Origin of the sequence: Mesorhizobium sp. M0833 (assembly GCF_040319905.1) — a bacterium.
Classification (GTDB): domain Bacteria; phylum Pseudomonadota; class Alphaproteobacteria; order Rhizobiales; family Rhizobiaceae; genus Mesorhizobium.
In genome coordinates this window covers 1-19018 of the sequence record NZ_JAMYOQ010000008.1, presented here as the reverse complement: position 1 = coordinate 19018, position 19018 = coordinate 1, and the positions used below count along the sequence as shown (strand labels likewise).

General features: G+C 62.9%; 15 protein-coding genes and 4 pseudogenes. 9 read left to right on the top strand and 10 right to left on the bottom strand.

Annotated features, from left to right (window positions below):
* Positions 1-86 precede the first annotated feature (86 nt).
* Entirely contained in the window at positions 87-1784 is a 1698-nt protein-coding gene (locus NKH98_RS11245) for a ParB N-terminal domain-containing protein (RefSeq protein ID WP_352898389.1), read from the bottom strand.
* A gap of 340 nt (positions 1785-2124) precedes the next feature.
* Between NKH98_RS11245 and NKH98_RS11240 the strand changes: the two genes are divergently transcribed.
* Both NKH98_RS11240 and NKH98_RS11235 read left to right on the top strand, forming a co-directional pair.
* Positions 2125-2427: a BrnT family toxin gene (locus NKH98_RS11240; protein ID WP_352898387.1), complete on the top strand. Its 303-nt coding sequence runs from the start codon at positions 2125-2127 to the stop codon at positions 2425-2427.
* Positions 2411-2683 carry a BrnA antitoxin family protein gene (locus tag NKH98_RS11235; RefSeq protein ID WP_352898385.1) on the top strand — a complete coding sequence of 91 codons (273 nt, stop codon included), beginning with the start codon at positions 2411-2413 and terminating at the stop codon, positions 2681-2683. The genes NKH98_RS11240 and NKH98_RS11235 overlap by 17 nt, the downstream gene beginning before the upstream one ends.
* Before the next feature lie 12 nt (positions 2684-2695).
* Here the strand turns inward: NKH98_RS11235 and NKH98_RS11230 are convergent, their stop codons facing one another.
* The 4 genes from NKH98_RS11230 to NKH98_RS11215 form a co-directional block, all read right to left on the bottom strand.
* Positions 2696-7804, bottom strand: a complete 5109-nt coding sequence (locus tag NKH98_RS11230) for a helicase-like domain-containing protein (RefSeq protein ID WP_352898383.1) — start codon at positions 7802-7804, stop codon at positions 2696-2698.
* 83 nt (positions 7805-7887) lie between these two features.
* Positions 7888-8286 carry a DUF3085 domain-containing protein gene (locus NKH98_RS11225; RefSeq protein WP_352898381.1) on the bottom strand — a complete coding sequence of 133 codons (399 nt, stop codon included), beginning with the start codon at positions 8284-8286 and terminating at the stop codon, positions 7888-7890.
* Between the two features lie 9 nt (positions 8287-8295).
* Positions 8296-8898: a DUF1419 domain-containing protein gene (locus tag NKH98_RS11220; protein WP_352898378.1), complete on the bottom strand. Its 603-nt coding sequence runs from the start codon at positions 8896-8898 to the stop codon at positions 8296-8298.
* A gap of 462 nt (positions 8899-9360) precedes the next feature.
* Entirely contained in the window at positions 9361-10266 is a 906-nt protein-coding gene (locus NKH98_RS11215) for a DUF3991 and toprim domain-containing protein (RefSeq protein WP_352898377.1), read from the bottom strand.
* A gap of 130 nt (positions 10267-10396) precedes the next feature.
* Between NKH98_RS11215 and NKH98_RS11210 the strand changes: the two genes are divergently transcribed.
* The gene (locus NKH98_RS11210; RefSeq protein ID WP_352898375.1) at positions 10397-10735 is read left to right on the top strand and encodes a hypothetical protein; all 339 of its coding nucleotides are present in this window, start codon (positions 10397-10399) and stop codon (positions 10733-10735) included.
* Positions 10736-10874: 139 nt separating this feature from the next.
* On the opposite strand, the pseudogene NKH98_RS11205 reads toward NKH98_RS11210, so the two are convergent.
* Both NKH98_RS11205 and NKH98_RS11200 read right to left on the bottom strand, forming a co-directional pair.
* Positions 10875-11161, bottom strand: a pseudogene (locus NKH98_RS11205) (SOS response-associated peptidase family protein); the annotation flags it as partial.
* Positions 11154-11320: pseudogene (locus tag NKH98_RS11200) on the bottom strand (aminoglycoside phosphotransferase); the annotation flags it as partial. The pseudogenes NKH98_RS11200 and NKH98_RS11205, both read right to left, overlap by 8 nt.
* A 334-nt stretch (positions 11321-11654) precedes the next feature.
* Between NKH98_RS11200 and NKH98_RS11195 the strand changes: the two are divergent.
* Both NKH98_RS11195 and NKH98_RS11190 read left to right on the top strand, forming a co-directional pair.
* A pseudogene (locus NKH98_RS11195) lies at positions 11655-12578 on the top strand (IS110 family RNA-guided transposase); the annotation flags it as partial.
* Positions 12579-13198: 620 nt separating this feature from the next.
* Entirely contained in the window at positions 13199-13417 is a 219-nt protein-coding gene (locus NKH98_RS11190; protein WP_023722567.1) for a KTSC domain-containing protein, read from the top strand.
* Positions 13418-13729: 312 nt separating this feature from the next.
* Here NKH98_RS11190 and NKH98_RS11185 read toward each other — a convergent pair whose 3' ends face one another.
* Positions 13730-13918: a hypothetical protein gene (locus NKH98_RS11185; protein ID WP_352898374.1), complete on the bottom strand. Its 189-nt coding sequence runs from the start codon at positions 13916-13918 to the stop codon at positions 13730-13732.
* Positions 13919-14382: 464 nt separating this feature from the next.
* Here NKH98_RS11185 and NKH98_RS11180 point away from each other — a divergent pair, with 464 nt between their 5' ends.
* Positions 14383-14736: a hypothetical protein gene (locus NKH98_RS11180; protein WP_352898372.1), complete on the top strand. Its 354-nt coding sequence runs from the start codon at positions 14383-14385 to the stop codon at positions 14734-14736.
* Between the two features lie 533 nt (positions 14737-15269).
* On the opposite strand, the gene NKH98_RS11175 is transcribed toward NKH98_RS11180, so the two are convergent.
* Entirely contained in the window at positions 15270-15512 is a 243-nt protein-coding gene (locus NKH98_RS11175; RefSeq protein ID WP_352898370.1) for a KTSC domain-containing protein, read from the bottom strand.
* A gap of 487 nt (positions 15513-15999) precedes the next feature.
* Between NKH98_RS11175 and NKH98_RS11170 the strand changes: the two genes are divergently transcribed.
* Together NKH98_RS11170 and NKH98_RS11165 are read left to right on the top strand one after the other, a co-directional pair.
* Positions 16000-16509, top strand: coding sequence for a ferritin-like domain-containing protein (locus NKH98_RS11170; protein ID WP_352898369.1), 510 nt, complete (start codon positions 16000-16002; stop codon positions 16507-16509).
* A 1312-nt stretch (positions 16510-17821) separates the two neighbouring features.
* Positions 17822-17956, top strand: a complete 135-nt coding sequence (locus tag NKH98_RS11165; protein ID WP_352898367.1) for a hypothetical protein — start codon at positions 17822-17824, stop codon at positions 17954-17956.
* A gap of 170 nt (positions 17957-18126) precedes the next feature.
* Here NKH98_RS11165 and NKH98_RS11160 read toward each other — a convergent pair whose 3' ends face one another.
* A complete protein-coding gene (locus NKH98_RS11160; protein WP_352898365.1) occupies positions 18127-18303 on the bottom strand; it encodes a hypothetical protein in 177 nt (58 codons plus the stop codon).
* 259 nt (positions 18304-18562) lie between these two features.
* Here NKH98_RS11160 and NKH98_RS11155 point away from each other — a divergent pair.
* Positions 18563-19018 (top strand): annotated as a pseudogene (locus tag NKH98_RS11155) (hypothetical protein); the annotation flags it as partial.

Here is a 19018-nt window from a genome sequence, read left to right as displayed (position 1 = left end):
TCCTCCTGTTCGGGAAGGTGAAAACAAAACCGCCGCCGGGAGCCCCGGCGGCGGAAAAGCGATCGAAGAAGAGAGTTGGCGCGGTCCTACTCGGCCGCCTCGCGATAGCCCTCCTCGAGTTCGTCGGTCGGCGCTCCGTCGACCACCCGGTCCTCACCGGCGACGACGCCCTCTTCGTCAGGGCCATCGTCGTCCTCGACCTCGGTGACGGCGCTCTTGGCAAGCCACTCGGCGAGGCCGGCCCCGTCCGCCGCGAACAGGGCAGCGGGATGGACGAAGTGGCCCTCCCTGAAGTGCTCGACGAGGGCGGCGCGGGTGTCCTTCACCCGCGCCCGCGGCAGCACCGGCGTATCGCTGCACGAGGTTTCGAGCGCCGGACGCGACAGGCAGGAGAGGAAGTCCTCCGTGCCCATATTGGCGAGGAACCCATCGGCGCCGATCGCACTGCCGGCGACGATCGACACGATGCCGGACTTGCTGATGTTTTCCCGGCACGAGAGCACGTCGATCAGCACGCCGCGCGCGGCGATGCGCAGCGTATCGGTGTCAAAGGCGAACTTGCCCTCGGCATCGAACAGGGTCGCAGCGTGACGGGGGAAGCGGCGGCCGAACCCGTGGTCACCGCCTGCCCCGGAATCGACACGGACGTTCTGGCCGGCGAAGGCGAGGACGAGCAGCGCCATCAGCGTGTCGTCCTCGATGGGCGCGCGCGACAGCGCCTCATGCAGGGCATCGGTGCGCAGGTCGCCGATCATCTCGATGCCCTTGCGCGTGACGTCGGGACGGGGCTTGGAGACAACGATCGCCTCGTCGTCGCCGCCGGCGTCTTCCGCGCTCTTGCCCTTGGCCTTCTTCGTCTCGGGCATGCGGAAGTGAAGCGACTTCACCTTGCCCTCGCGATCGAGATACATCGCGGTGTGGTCCGATTTCTTGGGCGTGCCGTAGACGCGTTCGGCCTTGGGCGGCAGCTTCACCTCGCCCCAGCTGTTGGTCTCGGCGATGACGCCCTTCTTGGGAAGGTGCTGCGTCATCCATTCCTGCTGGGCGCCGAGGAAGGCCTCCACATCAGTGGTGTAGCGGCTATCCTGGTCGGCCGGCGCGAACAGGTCCTCGACCCAAGCGATGCCATAGGCCTCTCGCAGATCGTCGCCGAAGCTGGCGTCACGCGCATACATGCGGGTCTTGACCAGGCCGTTGGCGACGGCCCACCACGAGACCTGGGGATCGCCCTTGGTCGGCTTGTGCGCCTTCCAGACCTCCTTCTGCTCCTCGAGCGAGGCGGCCGCGATGGCGCGGAGCTGGCGCTCGTCGGGCATGTCACCCTTTGCCATATGATCCAGCATCGCCGGCAGCACATTGGCGAGCAGCCTCAGCTTCTTGATCTGCCGCACCGACTGGGCGAGCGCGATGCCAATCGCCTCCTCGGTCCAGCCGAGCGCCACGAGACGCTCGATGGCCCGCCACTGGTCGACGGGGTTGAGCTGCTCATGCGCGATCGTCGTGACCAGCGAACGCATGGCGCCGCCATCCTCGGCGCGGGGAACGACGAGAACGGCGACTTCCTCGAGGCCGGCGGCAATCGCCTGCTTGACGCGACGGTGGCCCTCGTCGATGACGAAGCCGTTGCCGCCATCCGCCTCGGCGGCGACGATGGGCGGCTGCACGATGCCAACAGCCTTGATCGTCGCCAGCAGCAGGGCGTCGGCCTGCGGGCTGGACTTGGAGCGGCGCGCCTTGTCGGGATTGTCCTTGAGCGAGCGCGGATCAACGAATTTCAGTTCCATGGGAATGCTCCTTGGAGGGTTGCGGACGCGGCCTTTTCGCCGGTCCTTTCTCGTCTTCTTTCCGAAGACATCCCCCGGCCCGCGGAGCGGGCGGGCCGGTGCAACTGCCTGGTGAGCATCCCTGCCCGGCAGGCCAAGCGGGGCTTTCAGCCCTGCGCCGGACGACGCGGCCGGGATTGCGAGGCTGGCGGTTGAGCGTCAGCGCCACCGGTCCGATCGATCAGCGAGCGGGTTTTCCTTGCCCGCCATTTTCCTCCCCCCATGTTGTCCAAATCTGCAGGGCGGAGCCCTCACGCCTCACGGAGCTTGAAATCCGTGTATATTATGGCAATATACACTGATGATTGAATGGGAACGGATTGCCGGCTTCGACTGGGATGCAGGCAATGCCCGCAAGAGCATCGACAAGCACGAGGTCAGCCAGGCCGAGGCGGAACAGGTCTTCTTCAACGAGCCGTTACTGACTGTTCCCGACGCAAAGCACAGCGCCATCGAGCAACGAATTCATGCTCTGGGGCGCACCGATGACGGAAGGCTGCTGCACATCACCTTCACGCTTCGGGACAAGGACACCAAGATCCGGGTGATTTCCGCCCGGGATATGAGCCGCAAGGAGCGAGGCTACTATGACCAAGACAGCTAAGCCGGTTCCGACTTTTGCATCGGAGGCCGAGGAGCGTGCCTTCTGGGAGACCAACGACTCCAGTGAGCATGTCGATTGGAGCAAGGCGGAACGGGTCCGCCTGCCCAACCTCAAGCCGTCGTCGACCTCGATCTCGTTGCGGCTGCCCAATAGCCTGCTCGAACGGATCAAGGTCGCGGCGAACAAGCGCGACGTGCCCTATCAGTCCCTTATCAAGACCTGGCTGTCCGAGAAGATTGACGCCTCTAGAGGCTAAGGGAGGCCGACCTTAAGCCACCTCCACCACTCCCGTCCTGGGGTCCGCGACGTCCTGGGCGAGTGATTTCTCGATGTCGCCAAGCTGTCGGCGTTTTTCGGCCAGCTCACCCGAGAATGCGAAGGTACCGCCTTCGCGCGAACGATATGACGCGAGGCGCCGCTCGGCGTCAGAGAGCCGATGCCGATAACGCTCCTGCTCGTCCTCTAGGCTGGCGAGGACGTGCTCCAGGCGGGCGATCGCACCGAGGGGTGTCGTGGTCACGGGGAGCTCGATTTCCGTCTCGGCCCCGGTGCGCATCAGCACGGTGGCGTACCGATAGCCATCCTGGCCGAAGCGCTTGCCGGAGTATTCGAGCTCGAAGCCACCGAGCGTCGCGATCGCGACATCGCCGGCGTGCTGGAGCTGGACCAGCGTCAGGATCTCCTTCATCAACGCCCGACCGGCGAGCTTGCGTTCGGCGAAGATCGCGTCGCCGACCAGCATCCGGAAGGCCTCGCCCGCGGTCGGAACCAGACGCTCAAGATCCTCGGCGATCTCGCTGATGCGACGTGTCGAATAGTCGATGTCGCGTTCGGCGTCGCGGATCTGGCGGCGGATGGCGAACTGATCGTCCTGATAGGCCGAGCGCAGGCGTTCGAGCCGGGCGATGTCGGCTTCGAGGCCGGCTTTCCGCATGAGGCGCGGATCGCCCGATGCAATGGCCTTGGCCATGGCGAACTGGCTCGCCTGTCCCTCGCCGAGATCCTCGAGCCGGCGGATGGAGGTGTCGCCTGAAAGCGCTGCCGCGATGAACCGGGCCTTCCGCTCATTGTTCTGCCACATCTGCGCATCCATCGACCCTTCCGTGGCATAGGCGAAGATGTCGACGACGTCGTGCTGGTTGCCCTGTCGCAGGATACGGCCCTCGCGCTGCTCGATCTGCGAGGGCAGCCACGGCACGTCGAGATGGTGAAGAGCCTTGAGGCGCAGCTGCGCATTGACGCCGGTGCCCATCGTATCGGAGGAGCCGATGAGGAAGCGGACCTTGCCGGCGCAGACATCGCCGAACAACCGCTGCTTGCCCTCCGACTTCTTGAACTCCTGCATGAAGGCGATCTCGGAGGCAGGGACGCCGAGACGCACGAGCTCATCCCGAATCCAGCGATAGGCCGAGAAGCCCCGGGTCTTCTCGACGCTGAGCGTGCCGAGATCGGAGAAGATCATCTGGGCGGCGCCGGTCTGCTCGAACGGCTTGCCGTCCGGACGGACATAGGCAACGTCCGCCGTCTCCTGCCAGATGCGAAAAGCATTGCCGACGAGGTCGTTGAGCTTGTTGTCGAGCTCATTGTCACTGTCGGCATCGACCAGGCGTAGGTCGATCGCGGCATGGCGCCCGTCGGTGATGACCGAGAGCAGGATATCGTCACCGGGTTCGGGTAGCCGGTCGCGTTGTTCGATCGCCTTGATGCGAGCATCGAGCAGGAGCTGGTAGCGCTTGAAGGCCGACGAGGGCTTGGAGGTCCTGATCTGCCGTGTGCCGGTCGAGAGCGCCGGCACCTTCACATAGTCGCGCAGGTCCGCCGGCATCACGACATCCGCGAAGGAGCGGAACATGGCGATGAGCTCGGGGACGTTGACGAAGGTGGCGAAACGCGTCACCGGCTTGTATTTGCCGTTGGGCTGCAATTCGAGCTCGGTGGTCACGTCGCCGAAGGTCGACGCCCAGGCGTCGAATTCGTGCAGGCCGCGCTCGGACAACGCGGCATAGCCGAGATAGCGCTGCACCGAGAACATCTCGCCCAGCGTATTGGTAATCGGCGTGCCCGACGCGAGTACAAGCGCCCGTCCGGGGTTCTTCGTCTCGAGAAGCCGAGACTTCACATAGAGGTCCCAGGCGCGCTGCGAGCCGTTCGGGTCGACACCCTTGAGTGTCGACATGTTGGTGGCGAAGCTGAGCTTCCTGAACTCCTGCGCTTCATCGACGATGATCTGGTCGATGCCGATTTCGGAGATGGTGAGCAGGTCGTCCTTGCGGGTGGCGAGCGCCTCCAGCCGCTCCTTGAGGCCCTCCTTCAGGCGCTCGAGACGCTTGCGCGACACGCGATCGCCGCTTTCGACCTTGGTCAACAGCGTCTCGTAGAGCTCGAGCTCGTCCTGAATCATCTGCTGCTCGAACGCGGACGGCACGCCGATGAAGCGGAACGCCGAATGGGTGATGATGATCGCGTCCCAGGTCGCGGTCGCCGCCCGCGACAGGAAGCGGTGCCGCTTGTCTTTGGTGAAGTTGGTCTCGTCGGCGACCAGGATGCGTGCGGTCGGATAGAGCGCGAGGAACTCGCGTGCCGCCTGCGCGAGACAGTGGCCCGGCACGACCAGCATGGCCTTGGCGATGAGCCCGAGGCGGCGCTGCTCCATGATGGCGGCCGCCATGGTCATGGTTTTGCCGGCGCCAACGGCATGGGCGAGGTAGGTCGCGCCGGCAGAGATGATGCGCCAGATGCCGCGCTTCTGGTGCCCATAAAGAGAAAAGGCGCCAGAGGCGCCCGGGAGTTGGAGATGGTCGCCGTTGAAACTTCGCGGCGCGATATTGTTGAAGCGGTCATTATAGACCCGCGCCAGCCGGTCGGTCCGGTCGGGATCGGACCAGATCCAGCTCTGGAATGCCGTCTTGATCCTGGTCAGCTTCTCCTTGGCCGCCTCCGTATCGACGACATTGAGCACGCGCTTCTCGGCTTGGCGCTCCTTGATGATGTCGAATATCTGCGGCACGCGGCTGTTGAGCGCATCGGCGATGAGCTCGCCGGCATGACGGCGCTCGGTGCCCCATTCGGAGGTGCCGGCGGCCATCCAGCCGAGCTGCCGGGCGTCGACAGTCCATGAGGCCAGTTCGGGCATGTGGTGGATGCGGATCTCGGCACCCATTGTCTCCTTGACGAAGGCGACAACGTCGGCGGCCGGAATCCATGGCGCGCCGAGACGCGCGGTGATGTCGGATGGACCGAGGTCGGCCGGCTGGACCGTGACCATGGCCCGGACATTGCGATCGAAGGCCGGATCGAGCGCGGCAGCCGCTTGCGCCGTTTTGAGCTTGTCGCGGACCTTGCCGGAGAGATAGGCGTCATCCGTCTGCCATGACCCGCTTTCCGGATCGCGGAAAATGGTACCGCCCAGGTCCGCGATCACCGTCTCGGCATCGACATGCAGCAATTCTGCAATGTGATCGACATCGACATGGCCGCGCTCGTTGAGCACCACGGCCAAGGCATCGGCGGCCGAGGTGATGATGGGCACTGAGGGCGGCGCAATCACCCGCTCGGTGAAGATCGGGCCGGGCCGAGCCGTGTCGGTATCGAGGTCATAGTCCTCAATGGAAGCGACCAGCCAGCAATCGGGATCGTCAAGGAACGGCTGCAGGTTCGGCCGGCGATGCGTCTCACGCACCTCCCCGGTCTCCGGGTCTTCCGTGGTGGACACGACCGTGGTGTTGACCGGACCGAAGGCCCGGACGAAGTTCGACCAGGCAATGCGCAGCTTGACCTGCGCCGGCTTCCAGGGCCGGTCGAGCTCCTGGGCCTTGAGGACTTCGCGCACTGCGTCGCGAATCGGGATAAGCTTTCGGATGATGCGGGCGTGCTTGTCGGGCACGCCTTCGGCGCCGCGTCGCTTTCGCGCGGGAATCGTCACAGGCGCGCCGTCGACCATCTGCATCAGCGCCGTGTTCGGCGCGATGAAATAGCTACCCTCGCGGATCGACGAAGCGTCGGGCAGCGTCTCCCCTTCCCCATCGTCGCCGGCGCTGGGATCGATGACCTCGGGCGTGCCGTCGTAGATGGCTCCCGGGAGAAGACAGATCGCATCGGCAAGCGCTTGGTCGAGATCGACGCCGTCGACCGGCAGGCACGTGTAGGCCTCGCCAAAAGGTCCGGAGGCCGTGGCATGCGTGCCGAGCACGAAATCGGGATGACGCGCGAACCAGCGGTTCACCTGGATTGCGCCCACATCATCATCGGCGGGACGGACGTGTTCGAGATCGAGCCAGGTGACATCGCCCTCGGCCTCTCCTGGCTGGCGCTTTCGGAAGAAGAGGATATCGACCACCACGTCGGTGCCGGCTTCGGCGCGGAAGCTGCCTTCTGGAAGGCGGATTGCCGCGACGAGATCGGCCGATTTTGCGATGTGCTCGCGGGCAGAGCTGTCGGCCTTGTCCATTGTCCCCGCGCTCGTGACGAATGCCCCGAATCCGCCCGGCTTCAGGAGATCGACGGACCGCGCGATGAAATAGTCATGCAGGCGCAGCCCCATGGATCGATAGGCGCGGTCCGAGCGGACGGTGCGATCGGAGAAGGGCGGATTACCGATGGCGAGGTCAAACACTGCCGGCAGATCGGCACGGGCAAAGTCGGCGTTGACGATACGCGCCCGCGGCTGCAGCAGCCGGGAAATGCGGGCGGTGACCGGATCCAGCTCGACACCGGTGAGATGCACCTGGTCGCGAAGTCCCGCCGGCATGAGCGCCGCGAACAGCCCGCTGCCGATGCCGGGTTCGAGCACCCTGCCCCCGCGCCAGCCGAGACGCTGCAGCCCGGCCCAGATCGCCCGGACGATGAACTCGGGCGTGAAATGCGCATACTGCGTGCAGCGCGCCAGCGACGCGTAGTCCTGGTCCGAGACCGCCTCCTCGAGTGCGGCACCGATCTCATGCCAACCGGCGCGGAAACCGTCCTCGCCGGGACGCCGGAACACGCCATTGGTGAGCTCCGAGGCCCCGAAGCCAGTGAACCGCATGAGCCGCGCCTGTTCGTCGGCAGTCGCCGGACGATCCTCGGCCTCGATCTTGGCGGCGAGCCGGATAGCCGCCAGGTTGTCGCTCGCGCGCTGCTTCCAGCCTGTGGCAAGACCACGATCGCCTTCGAGAATGAAGTTCTCGCCTCGCGCGACTGGCTCGCCCGCGCGGTCGGGTCGAGGAGCCGGCAGCGGGCCGGGCGGCGATTTCCGCGCCTCCGGCGCCGAGGACGGCCGGTCATCCTCGAGGTCGTTGATGTCGAAGTCGCCGCCGAAGGCCGTTATCCCGAGACCGAGGCCGGACGAAAGGGCGGTGTTGTTGAACAGGTCGAGCGTGAAGGGATCGTCGTTGGACATTGTGGTGTCTCCTGAAGGGATGGCGCGCACGAACGCCAGCCGAGCACGTCGGCCGGGGATCTGCGGCGTGGGTTCGGAAGAGGTCAGCGGGTGATCAGCGAGAGCGCGATTTCGGTCTCGGTGAGCTCCAGGTTGAGGTGCGTCGATCGCATGTTGCGGTCGAAGAGCGGGATCAACCGCTCGGCTTCGATAAACTCGATGCCGTCATCGCCGCCGAAGTGGCGGCGCTTGTAGTCCCACCAGTCGGGATTGCCGGACGGATGGCATTGCTCTGAATAGATGACGAGCGGACGTTCGCCCTCGGCGAGTTTTCCGTTGGACATGATGTAGACCCCCTCGTCGCCGACAAGCCAGATTCCGGGCTTCTCGCCCTCACCGGGCCGGGCACCGTAATAGGGATTGCGGAACCCGCCATTGACGGCGGCATCGGAAATCCCGCGGTCGACGACTTTGCGGATGCCAAGAATGGGAAAGGTGAACATTGCCCCACCTCACGCCGCCGCTTTGACGGGAAGGTGCCGCAGATGCACCGGCAGCTTGGCCGCGATCTCCTCGTCGGTCAGATCATCGAGCAGCTTGAGCTCGGTCCGTCCCCGGCCGTAGACGAGAACGGTGCGCTTGCCGCGGTGCTGGGCTAAGAAGCGTTCGCCGGCATAGCCGCGATATTCGTCATGGGTGGCGCTCCAGATATGCTCCAGGCGCTCCTCCTGCGTCATCGCCTTCACCGGCCAGGTCTCGCGCTCGACGATAGTGTCGCGCATCTCGACAGGAGAGCGAGCGACATTCAGGTCGCAATAGGCATGGAAGTACCGGATCCGGCCGTCGATGCGTAACGTATAGAAGATGCTGGTGATCGAGTCGGTGAGGAACTCACGCATGGCGAACATCTCACCCCGCATCCAGAGCGGCGGCAGGATTTCGAGCATGCAGTCGTGGTCGGCTCGGGCGATCTCGAACCATTCGCCGACGAACAACGCGCTGTCGTCAATCTGCCAGCGATCGGGGCGCTGGGCATGACGGTCAAACAGGCGGAACATCTGCCGGCGATCGGCGACGCCCTGGTAGATCTTGCGGGAGGGAGAGACGGGGCTCATAGCGGGCTCCTTGGCCAGTTGCGGGGCTGGAGCGCGGTTCATCCTCTTGACGTCACCATCATCTTCAGCCCTTGCGGACCCCTCCCCGCGGCCGCCTCTCCGTCCGGGCGGGTCAAAGGGCCGGCGCCAGCCGGGCGAAGCTTCACCCTTGAGGCGACCGGCGGGCATGCGGCAGCCGGAATTGATTTTCTTCTCGCCGCCTCATTTCCCTCCCCAATTTGGTCGCGCGCAGCGGCTCTCATGCACGGGCGCGACCAACAGCCGTGATTGCACTCATGTTGCTTGGCACAACCACAACGCACGGGCGAGATCGTGCTGGATATCTACATTCCGGGAGCCGAGGGCAGGACGTCGAGGGCACTGCGGCAGCATGCCGAGGCCGGCTGGGCGCTCCGCTACTGGTCCACACGACGACGGCAAAACCGATGTTGAACCCCAGGAATGCTCCCCAGGTAGTGGTTGTCAGCGCTGCTGCGTGGTTCTTGGTTTCAGCATCGCGTTCCAGTCCTCGGCCGCCGGCTTCAACCGCTCGAACTCGCAAGAGAGCTCGAAGGCAAGCTCGCGCAGGCGAGCGACGAAGACCTCGCCCTGAGGATTGGCATCGGTGGCCGCGACAAGCCGTGCCTCCGGCCGCTCTGCCACCAGGCGAATGGCCACGTCAGTCGCTGGCGACCAGCCGCCGCCGGTGCTGACATAGAGCGTGTCTGGTCTGCTTGCCTCGATCGCAGCAAGGCTCATGGCGTCGATAGCGGCTTCGGTCACACAAACGCGGCCGGCGTCTGCCGGACCAAGCCGGAACAGAACCTTGCTGCCGCCCGTCGCAAAGCCGCGCCATTCCGGGCCGCGTTCCTCCCAACCGGTGACGATGCCGGCCGCATCGGTATGTGCCGCCCACATGCTGCCATGCGGGCCTTCGCGCAGGTCGTTCCGAGTGATCGCGGTGCGGATCACCGGTTCTGGAATATGCCGATTGTCGCACAGGTAGCGCCATGTCGCCGATCCGCGCCAAGGCTTGCGCCGAGCCTGCCAACGTTCAGTGATGGAAAGGTCCGGCTCCCGTTCCCGGGACTGCCGGGTCCATGCGGGCTCCGAGGGCACGAAGCCGACCAGGGATGCGACCTGAACGAATGCTTCCAGGAAATCGCAGCCGTCCAGATGCTGGACCAGCGAATAGACATCGCCCTTGGCGTCCGAAAGCGGATCGAACCAGCCCTTGCCGTCGTGGATGACGATGATGATCGCGTCCCCGCGGCGATATTTCATCGCCCTGCGCGTGCTCTCCTTTAGATCGAGCGCAAACCCGCAATGCTCGAGCACAGCGCCGCAGGGCACTTTTTCTTTCAGCTCTTCCAGTTCTGCTTTTTCCATATTCGCCTACACGTGCCCTGACGCGCTCCTTTCTATTCGATTCCCGCCCCAAGCTTATGGGGCATGAACCGGATGCCGCGAAGAGCAAGGCGGGCAAGGGCGCGGCCGGCAACTCGGCGATAGTGCCGGGTTGCCGGAACTGCAGGCCGCGGCGGAGCTTCCCTTGCCGGCCGCAGCGCGCAAGCGGCAACACCACCTACCATCAGGTATCGCGGCGCTCTTCCTCGGTCACGATCGCGCGGACCGGGTCAATATCCATCGCCGCCTGCAGCGCGATCCGGCCGACCTCGGCGGCGATCTTGGCCCAGTGATAGAACTCGCCGGTGTCACCTTGCAGGCGCGCTCGGGTCGCGCGGCGCGGTGCCTCGTAATTGCGTTGACCTATTCGGCCAAGATGAGCCTACGGGCATCGGCTCGCCAACGCCGCCGAATCGCCCGTCTGTGTTCGACCATTACCAGATCGCGGTAAACATGGACCCCTCCTTCGCACGACAGCCCCAGTGCGCGTCAGGGATGGCTGCCCGAACGGCTGAAGCCCCCTTTCGATTCAGCTCCGCCAACAGCCCGGCCCGCAGGGCGACGCCAATCACGAAGTTCGGGTTTTTGATTCAAAATGCGAGCACCGCCTGTGCAGATGCTTCGCGAGGCTTGGAAACCACGAACGTGCCGGCAGGCAACGGCCGAAGCAGCTCTTCTTCCAAGCCGGTCCGGTCGAGCCAAACCATCCGCTGATCGCGCCGCAGCACCGCCATCTGCCGGTCGTGGAAGGGCGCCACGTCGTCGTTCGCCTCGATCGTCAGGATGGCATAAGCCTCAGGCCAGTCCCGTGTCGCCGGGCGCCAGACTCCGGCGAGTAGAAGTCACCGTCGGCGAGCGAGAAACTATAGGCCTTGTTTGTTAGGGTCGCCATGAAAAACACCTGTCCTGTGCCCGACGAGCCGCGACCACGCTGCCCTACATCGGGCAACGCCGTCCGGCGGCATCGCGGCAAGGTCGATCCTGGTTCTGGTCTCGGATTGCAGGAGGCGATTGACGAACGCCAGCCTGGTCGTACGCGGAGTTCGTGAGAAAGCTTAACTACGTCAGCGACATTGACATCGAAAATGCGACCACCGAGCGAAAGGTGCAAATCTCGCTCCGCTGACGCTTCAAAGCCAAGCCCGCGCGCCTCACCGATAAGAGCTTGTCTTATGACTTTCATTGCGAAGAGCCGAGAATGAATCGCTGGGAGAGAGTAGCAGCTCTCCCCTCAGCGGCGAGGGATGGATCGTCGACGCGCTGGCCATTTGAGGGCCGAGCTAAAGTTTGATCACCCTCGTCTTTTCCCGAAGGCCTGAACGGATACGCGCAGTTTGAGCTGCGCATGACAAGCAGAGGCACGGCAAAAGATGACAGACATTACCATTGGCGTCGACCTCTCGAAAGAGGCGCTGGACGCCTTTCGCTTTCCCGACGGCGAGAGCTGCCGCTTCGACAACACGGCCAAGGGCCACAAGGCGCTGATGCGCTGGATCGGCTCCGAGGTTACACGGATCGTCTATGAGCCGACCGGAGCTTACCATCGCGGGTTTGAGTGCCGGCTCGCCGAGGCCGGACTGCCACTGGTCAAGGTCAATCCGCGCCAGGCACGCCACTTCGCGGAGGCGACCGGCAAGCTGGCCAAGACCGACCGATGCGACGCCGCCATGCTGGCGCGCATGGGGGCAGTGCTGGCGTTGACGGCGCGGTCGCCTCGCAGCGCCCTCCTCAATGAACTCAAGGATCTGCACATGGCCCGTGCGGCTCTGATCAAGGACCGCACCGCAGCCAGGAACAGAGCCAAGACCCTGATCCTTGCCCTGCTCAGGCGCCACAACGGCGAGCGGCTGAAGCAGATCCAACGTCAGCTCGCCGATATCGATCAGACGATCCTTACTCTCTTCAAAGCCGATCCCGACCTTGCCCAGCGCCTCGACATCCTGACCAGCATACCCGGCGTCTCGCACACCACCGCATTCGCGCTCATCATCGATATGCCGGAACTCGGAACCCTCGAGCCGCCAGAAGCCGCAAGCCTCGCCGGCCTCGCTCCGGTCGCCCGTCAGTCGGGCAAATGGACCGGCCGCGCCTTCATTCGCGGCGGCCGGGCCAATGTTCGCCAGGCCCTCTACATGCCGGCCCTCGTCGCCATGCGCTTCAACCCCGACCTCAAGGCAAAATACCAGACCCTAAAGGCGGCAGGAAAACCCTCCAAGGTCGCCATCACCGCATTGATGCGAAAGCTCATCATCCTCGCAAACGCTCTCCTCAAGGCGCAGCGAAAATGGGGCCCCTCAAACCCCTTGATCAAAACGGATACTTTAGCGATCGCGTTGGCGGCATCGTCGCGGGGCCTTCCGAATGTCGAATAGGCCCGCCCGCGGCGCTCGGACTTGATCTCGGCGTGGGTTTCCCTTGCCTGTCAACGCCTTGCAAATGAGCGAAACCAAGCTGTCGCGCGCTCGCTCGTGGAGTGCGCCTTTCGGCCGCCATGCAAGGAAATCATCAACGCTCATCCAATCAACCGGGTTTGTGTCGGCGTCTGGCTCGCTGACTTCCACATACAGATGCAGTTCGTCCGGCACGAAGACGATCCTCCACAATCCTTTGATACCATTGGCAAGGTTGTAGGCGAGGACGGTCAGGACGGGGCACTCCTTTCGCCGTGGAGGGTGCCTATCTCACGGGAAAATTCCATCGCCAGAAGCAGTATTGACGCTCGCTTTCTCAGAAATCCAACGTCCGCGTGATGCCGAAAGGTGCAGCTAGCTTTTTGTGCATCTCGATGGAACACGGGACCGCCGCGAAAGTTCGGTGCAGGCAGCGAATCCTCCCCTCCAGGTATTGCTGCAGATCGGTATCCCGATCGGCCCGCGCTCCCCGCAAGGCGCGGGCCTCGGCCTGTGGTGCGCTCATGCCATCTACTTCGATCCGCAAGATGGAATATGATCTGGATAGAAGGACCCTCTCGGTGTGGTTCGTCGCCAGCGGCAAGCGGTACGAGTTTGAGGGGGTACCGCCGGAAACCTTTGCCGCGTTCCGGGCCGCGTTCGCCAAGGGCCGCTATTTCAACGACCACATCCGCAACAATTTCCGCTACCGGCTGGTTGCGAGCGATAGCGACCCGGGATGACCTGACCTGGCGGCGGCTCAATCGTCCTGTCGCTCCAACCGGCGGTTGGTGGACGCGTTGCCGCTGTTGCGCTTAGGGTTGGTTACGGTCCGCGCTCACTTGGCAAGCCCACCCCCCGCATCCCCCCGCCTGGTGAAAAGCGTTTGATCGGTCCCGCCGTTCTGGCAGTGCGGCGGGACTTTTTTGCGGTCCAGGTGGAACATCGGCGCGCGGGGAAGGCGCGGTGCACGCAGCACCCTTTTCTCATCCAACGTACGTCGGTGGCGCGCTGAAGGGTCTCAACGTCGGTCTGCCGGAGCTCAACTAGCTGGACTAGTGCTCGACCGGAAGCGGCTCGTGCTGCGGCTCAGCGTGGTGGAACACCTGTCCAAGATCGCGCGCGTCGAACGTTTGGCCGCAGACTGGGCAGTAGACCATGTGCTTCGACTCGTCCTCTACCGGCCCGTCATGCGGCCTGCCCTCATAGCCTGTCGCGATGTTGTCGGTTCTAATCCGGGGCAACGACAAGTGCCTTTCATCGTTTTGGCGGCCGATATTTCTCCATTAGCCGGACCTTGTCACGGTCGACCGTGACCAGCGGCCCGAGGTCGATCGTCACGGTGTCCTCGTCGATGCGCGTGACCTCGCCTTTCCGGTCGATTTGCTGGCCTCGGTTTACCTTGGTGTGATCGATGATGGAATGTGGGAAGTCGTAACCTGGGATAGAGACGCTTACGCGGTCCTCTGTTATCCGCCTTCGAACCGTGCAGTAATCGCCACCTGGTCACCAATGCCTATTCCCCGAGCCATGCCATGGATTCTGGTGCGGGCAGCGTCTTCTTCAAGAGGCTTCTAATATACGCCCGCCATCCTAAGGCTGACGTACGACCAGAGTTACAAAAGTTGAACTTCATCGGGGAACACTCCTTCTGTCTACCTGTTGGATTTGCCAGGCGCATCCCGCGCTTTCAGACAGGAGAAAGAAGATGAAACGCATCCTTTTGGCTTCGGCCGTGCTGACGGTGTCGGCTGGGCTTTCCTTTGCCCAGACGACGAGCGGAACTTCGAGCGGAAGCTCGACGAGCGGCACCTCGACCACCACAACCATGCCCAGCACGACGGATCAGGGCACCGGCACGACGACCAGCGGGACCAACATGTCCGGCGATCAGGGCACCGACACGACCACCACCAGCGGCACCACAAATCCGAACTCGGCCAGAGACTGCGCGCCCGGCCAGCAGACTGGCAGCGCTCAGCAGGCGGCGCCTGGTCAGCAGGACACGACAGCCAATACCGCCGCGCCGGGCCAGGTGAAAAAGACCGACGAAGGTTGCTGATTGGCACATCGGCTCAGGTTGGAATCACCAGCGTGGCTGGTCTCCCCCGACCACCGACTAAGATAAACTCGGCTGGTGAGCAAGTTGCCGCCAGCCGAGCATCAGTCCATGAACCCTTGCGCTTGCTTGTGCTTCAGTGGGGCACGCCTGGCTTCTTTTTTGCGTTCGGTCAGATAGATACGCGATCGCCTCTATTCTAGCGCTGAACAGACCTGATGGCGCGCTGACGCAGGACACTCACCGAAAAGCCCGCGTCTCTGGATTGAGCAGACGCGGGCTGGTCGGAGCACCACCGATCGTGCAGCAATATCGTATGGAGGATGTACTGCGTGCATCGAACCTTCTTCGCGCCCCATGTTCCCGGACCCACCAAAGTCCCGCCGCAATCCATGACGGCGGGACCGATCAAGCGCTTTGCATCAGGCGGGGGGCACGCAGGGGTTGGGGTTTCCAAGCGAGCGCCGACCGTAAGCGACCCTAAGCGCAACAGCGGCAACGCGTCGGTTGGACGATTGAGCGACCGGCAGGTCAGGTCATCCAGGGTCGTTGTCGCTCGCAAGTAGATGGTACCGGAAACAATTGCGGATATGTTCGTTGAAATAGCGGCCCCTGGCGAACGCGGCCCGGAACGCCGCAAAGGTTTCCGGCAGTACCCCCTCAAACTCGTATCTCTTATACCTCTGGCCACGAACCAGACCGAAAGGATGTCGGGATGGTATTCCGTTTTGCGTATCGATGTGGAGGCATGACGGCGGCTCGATTCGAAAAGCAATCAACGAGCGGAGAGCCCGTCGCGTTCCTTGCGACCGTGATGGTGCGGTGAGGCACGAGTCTCAATGCGGAGCGCCAGCGGCCGCGATCAGCGCCTCGTCGAGAAACCACTTCAGCTTCGCCGAGCGCTGGGAGTTTCACCTGCTTGCCGTTCTTACTTGCCCGGAACGACAGACGGCGGTCGCGGTATGCCATGCGGGGCAGCTTCAACATGTCGCCGCGTGGGATGGCGAGGACGCAGGCCAGTGCCAGTTGGACTTTGTAATGGAACGCGCAGCGGGGAGCACGTGTGGTTGATCGGCGCGTCTCGCGTTCATGGTCCGTTTTCCTGGCGCCGATCTTCCGCGATCTTGGCCCTCACCCGCATCGCTGCAGGATTTTCGCGAGGTGAATTGAGACCCGCCACGACTGTCAGGAGTCGTTCGGCGGGCTCTACTTCGGAACAATGTCCTCTTCTGAAAGTTTTTCCTTACATCGCAAAGGAGATTCGAGATGTCAGAAAGCCGCGAATGGTTTGTCCAATGGCTTAGAGATGCTCATGCCATGGAAGAGCAGGCCGAAACGATGTTGAACGGGCAGTTGAGCCGTATCGAGAATTATCCCGAACTGAGCGACCGGATCCGACAGCACCTCCACGAGACCAAGCAGCAGGCTGCCCGGCTGAAGACTTGTCTCGATCAGATGGATGAGGGTTCATCCATGATGAAGGACGCTGGCGGCAAGCTGACCGCGATGGCGCAATCGCTGAGCGGTGTCTTCGCCGGAGACGAGGTGATGAAAGGATCACTCGCCAGTTACACGTTCGAGCACATGGAAATAGCCTCCTACACGATCCTGATTGCCGCTGCTCGATCGCTCGGCGAAACCGAGGTTCTTCGGGCTTGCGAAGAGAACCTGCGAGAGGAAGTCTTGATGGCGGATTGGCTGAAAACCCATCTTCCCTCAACAACCGAGCAGTTCCTTGCGCGGGCCGAGGCGGATAGCGACAGCGCCAAGCGGTGATCGGGTGGGAACGCATTGATCGTGAAGTGCGGGCTCGGCGCGGAGGCTGGTTAACACCGGCTCGATGTCGATTACTAGGAGCGGCGGCGGACGGCAACGATCGAGGGTGCCCACCGATCGTTGCCGCCAAAGAGAAACACAAAATTGCTTGTAGGCGCTGCAGCGCGCTCGATACCTGCTTCCGGCGTCGGCGTTTTTCGAATTTACCGGAATGACGTATCTGAAGGCAAAGATCGACTTCCGCTCCACGCTCCTCGTTTGTGGCCATCGCCGGATCGAGAGGAAGTCCGCCGCTCCTCTAACACGGGGCCGGGCGCGCCAAAGTCATCGCTGAATGTAAAGCCATTTCTGCAGAATTCGATGCACACAATGCCGATCCGAGGCCAACTGGGAGTGCATACCCCAGCTTGGAATTGTGCGGAACCGTACGAAGTCGATTGCAAGCAACCAACCTGGTTGGCCGGCATTAATTTAGCAAAGCGTGAATTAGGAAGGCATCGGGAGGAAGACCATGCTGCACGTTAACATGCCTCGCGAATATTTGAGGTCGGCGATGAGGTGGCGCTGGCAGGTATCGTCATCGCGATTCTCCCTAGCGGCCGCGCCAGAGTGAGCATTCCTTCGTATGACCATCCTTATACGATTGATCCGCCACCCAAAATCCGGGCCGGCCACCGAGTGGTTCTGGTTGGGGACGTCACCCGCATCGATCGCGGGGCGAACAACTCTCTGTGCGGATTGACTGCGGCGGGGTGATCACGGTCGACAAGTCGGCGATCACTCGGCTGAGAAAGCACCGCCGGACTTCAGCGGGTTGACGCTCCGGCGATACAACGGCCGGTGTCGGCGTAGGGAAGATGCCAAACCCTTTGAACAGCCCAAGGGTGCAGCGCGGTCCAGCCGGATATGGAGCGGACGGTCGGATAAATGGGAGCTCGACGGCTAGGGCACGCGTCCAGCGTAGTGCGTCCCTGGCGTCTTCGGATTACTGGTGAAGCAAGTCAGATCTGGCCTATCGCAACCGCGCCTCACCTGCCGTCCAGCGTTCGGATTTGCGATCGTCGCTCTCGGCAACAGTCGGCGCGCCCGTCCAGGACGTGTCGCACGTGTGCGCTGTCGAAGGAGACGATCCGGTCGATCGTAACCTTTCTCTGCAATGAGCGCCTTGTCGCCGGCGATGGGCCTCCGGCTCTTACGCATTATGGAGATCACATGTTGGTCCCGGCACCCGATGCCGGGAGCAGGTCTGCTTCGGAGCGTCGTGACAGAACTGGGCGACATGGTTGCGGTGGAGTAGGCGCCGTCGCCCTGGATGAACAACAACCTGTCGCATGTGGTGGATGCGTTGTCGAAGCTTTCGGTTGGTCACGGCCGCGGCCGCATCGACAACGACCGCAACGGCATCAAGTCGTTGCTGAAAGCCCGCAAGTTATCTGTCAAGACATAGCGTGCCGACGAAGGTCCCGCCCTTGCGACAGGGATTCGTTTAGCCCGATCGGCAACGCGACCGGCCACATGAGCGAGAGCTTACCCTCGGTGTTGGTCTCGACCCGGCTCGCATAGAGGCCGTGAACGGACATATCCAAACACTCATCGACGGTCGTCGATCACTGCCGACTACGAGTCGAGGTCGTATGGCTCGTGGCCTAGCTCGTTGTGATGAAGCGCCTCTGCCATACACCTGATGTCGAACGCTTGGCCGCACGCCGGGCAGAGGACGAAATACTCCTCCTCCCGAAGTGGCGATGCATCGTGGTGTTGGGGGATGACGATGTCATTGTATTCGTCGGGCATTGGGTCCTCCGGCAACGCCGCCCGCCATGCTGGAACGCCTGCCGGCAGGATTTGTTTCAAAGTTACTGCGCTTAAGAAGAGGGCCGGAACGGGTGAAGCACAATGTCGGTAAACGCAAGGCGACGACAATCAGCGGCCCCGCTAACAATCGTGGTTGCGGCTTTAGAGCATCGTGGTTCAGACCGCTGGCGGATTAGAACTTTGTTGGCTTTGCGATCGGCTCATCGCTGCCGAAAATCAGTGACCTATATAAAGGGGCATGTCCACGCGCCGAAAAACCGATGCAACAGCGAAGCTGATTGGAGAGTGGCCTTTAAGCCCGGCTGCAACGCTTGGATCGTCCGTCAGAGCGACGGGTATTTTTCTCGAAATACGCGCCCGCCTCCCAACGGAGTTCAGGAAATTGCTCAATCTCGAGTCCCGCGTGCTTACCCTGCGCCTGTCTGAGGGCGCCGAGAATGATGTGCAGGTGGTATTCAGGATCGTATCCAAAGCACTGCAGAATATCGAAGACCTGCCCGTAATCCCCCGTGAAAATCGAGGACATTCTGACGATCTCGACGGCCGAACGGCACCGCTGGCTGAAAGGTGGTCGCTTGCAGAGCGCCGGGACGAAAACCGTGAAACTCCGCGGGCGGGCAAGGAACATCACCTTTCACGTGTTCGACCCGCAGTACGTGGAGGATGTGCTTGACCGCGACCTGGTTACGGTCTG

Excerpts from the sequence above, each read along its gene's own strand:
- NKH98_RS11220 (WP_352898378.1), bottom strand. The coding sequence starts at position 8,898 with ATGAGCCCCGTCTCTCCCTCCCGCAAGATCTACCAGGGCGTCGCCGAT.
- NKH98_RS11215 (WP_352898377.1), bottom strand. The coding sequence starts at position 10,266 with ATGGAAAAAGCAGAACTGGAAGAGCTGAAAGAAAAAGTGCCCTGCGGC.
- NKH98_RS11190 (WP_023722567.1), top strand. The coding sequence starts at position 13,199 with ATGCCATCTACTTCGATCCGCAAGATGGAATATGATCTGGATAGAAGG.
- NKH98_RS11180 (WP_352898372.1), top strand. The coding sequence starts at position 14,383 with ATGAAACGCATCCTTTTGGCTTCGGCCGTGCTGACGGTGTCGGCTGGG.
- NKH98_RS11230 (WP_352898383.1), bottom strand. The coding sequence starts at position 7,804 with ATGTCCAACGACGATCCCTTCACGCTCGACCTGTTCAACAACACCGCC.
- NKH98_RS11225 (WP_352898381.1), bottom strand. The coding sequence starts at position 8,286 with ATGTTCACCTTTCCCATTCTTGGCATCCGCAAAGTCGTCGACCGCGGG.
- NKH98_RS11160 (WP_352898365.1), bottom strand. The coding sequence starts at position 18,303 with ATGCCCGACGAATACAATGACATCGTCATCCCCCAACACCACGATGCA.
- NKH98_RS11245 (WP_352898389.1), bottom strand. The coding sequence starts at position 1,784 with ATGGAACTGAAATTCGTTGATCCGCGCTCGCTCAAGGACAATCCCGAC.
- NKH98_RS11240 (WP_352898387.1), top strand. The coding sequence starts at position 2,125 with ATGATTGAATGGGAACGGATTGCCGGCTTCGACTGGGATGCAGGCAAT.
- NKH98_RS11170 (WP_352898369.1), top strand. The coding sequence starts at position 16,000 with ATGTCAGAAAGCCGCGAATGGTTTGTCCAATGGCTTAGAGATGCTCAT.
- NKH98_RS11235 (WP_352898385.1), top strand. The coding sequence starts at position 2,411 with ATGACCAAGACAGCTAAGCCGGTTCCGACTTTTGCATCGGAGGCCGAG.
- NKH98_RS11165 (WP_352898367.1), top strand. The coding sequence starts at position 17,822 with ATGAACAACAACCTGTCGCATGTGGTGGATGCGTTGTCGAAGCTTTCG.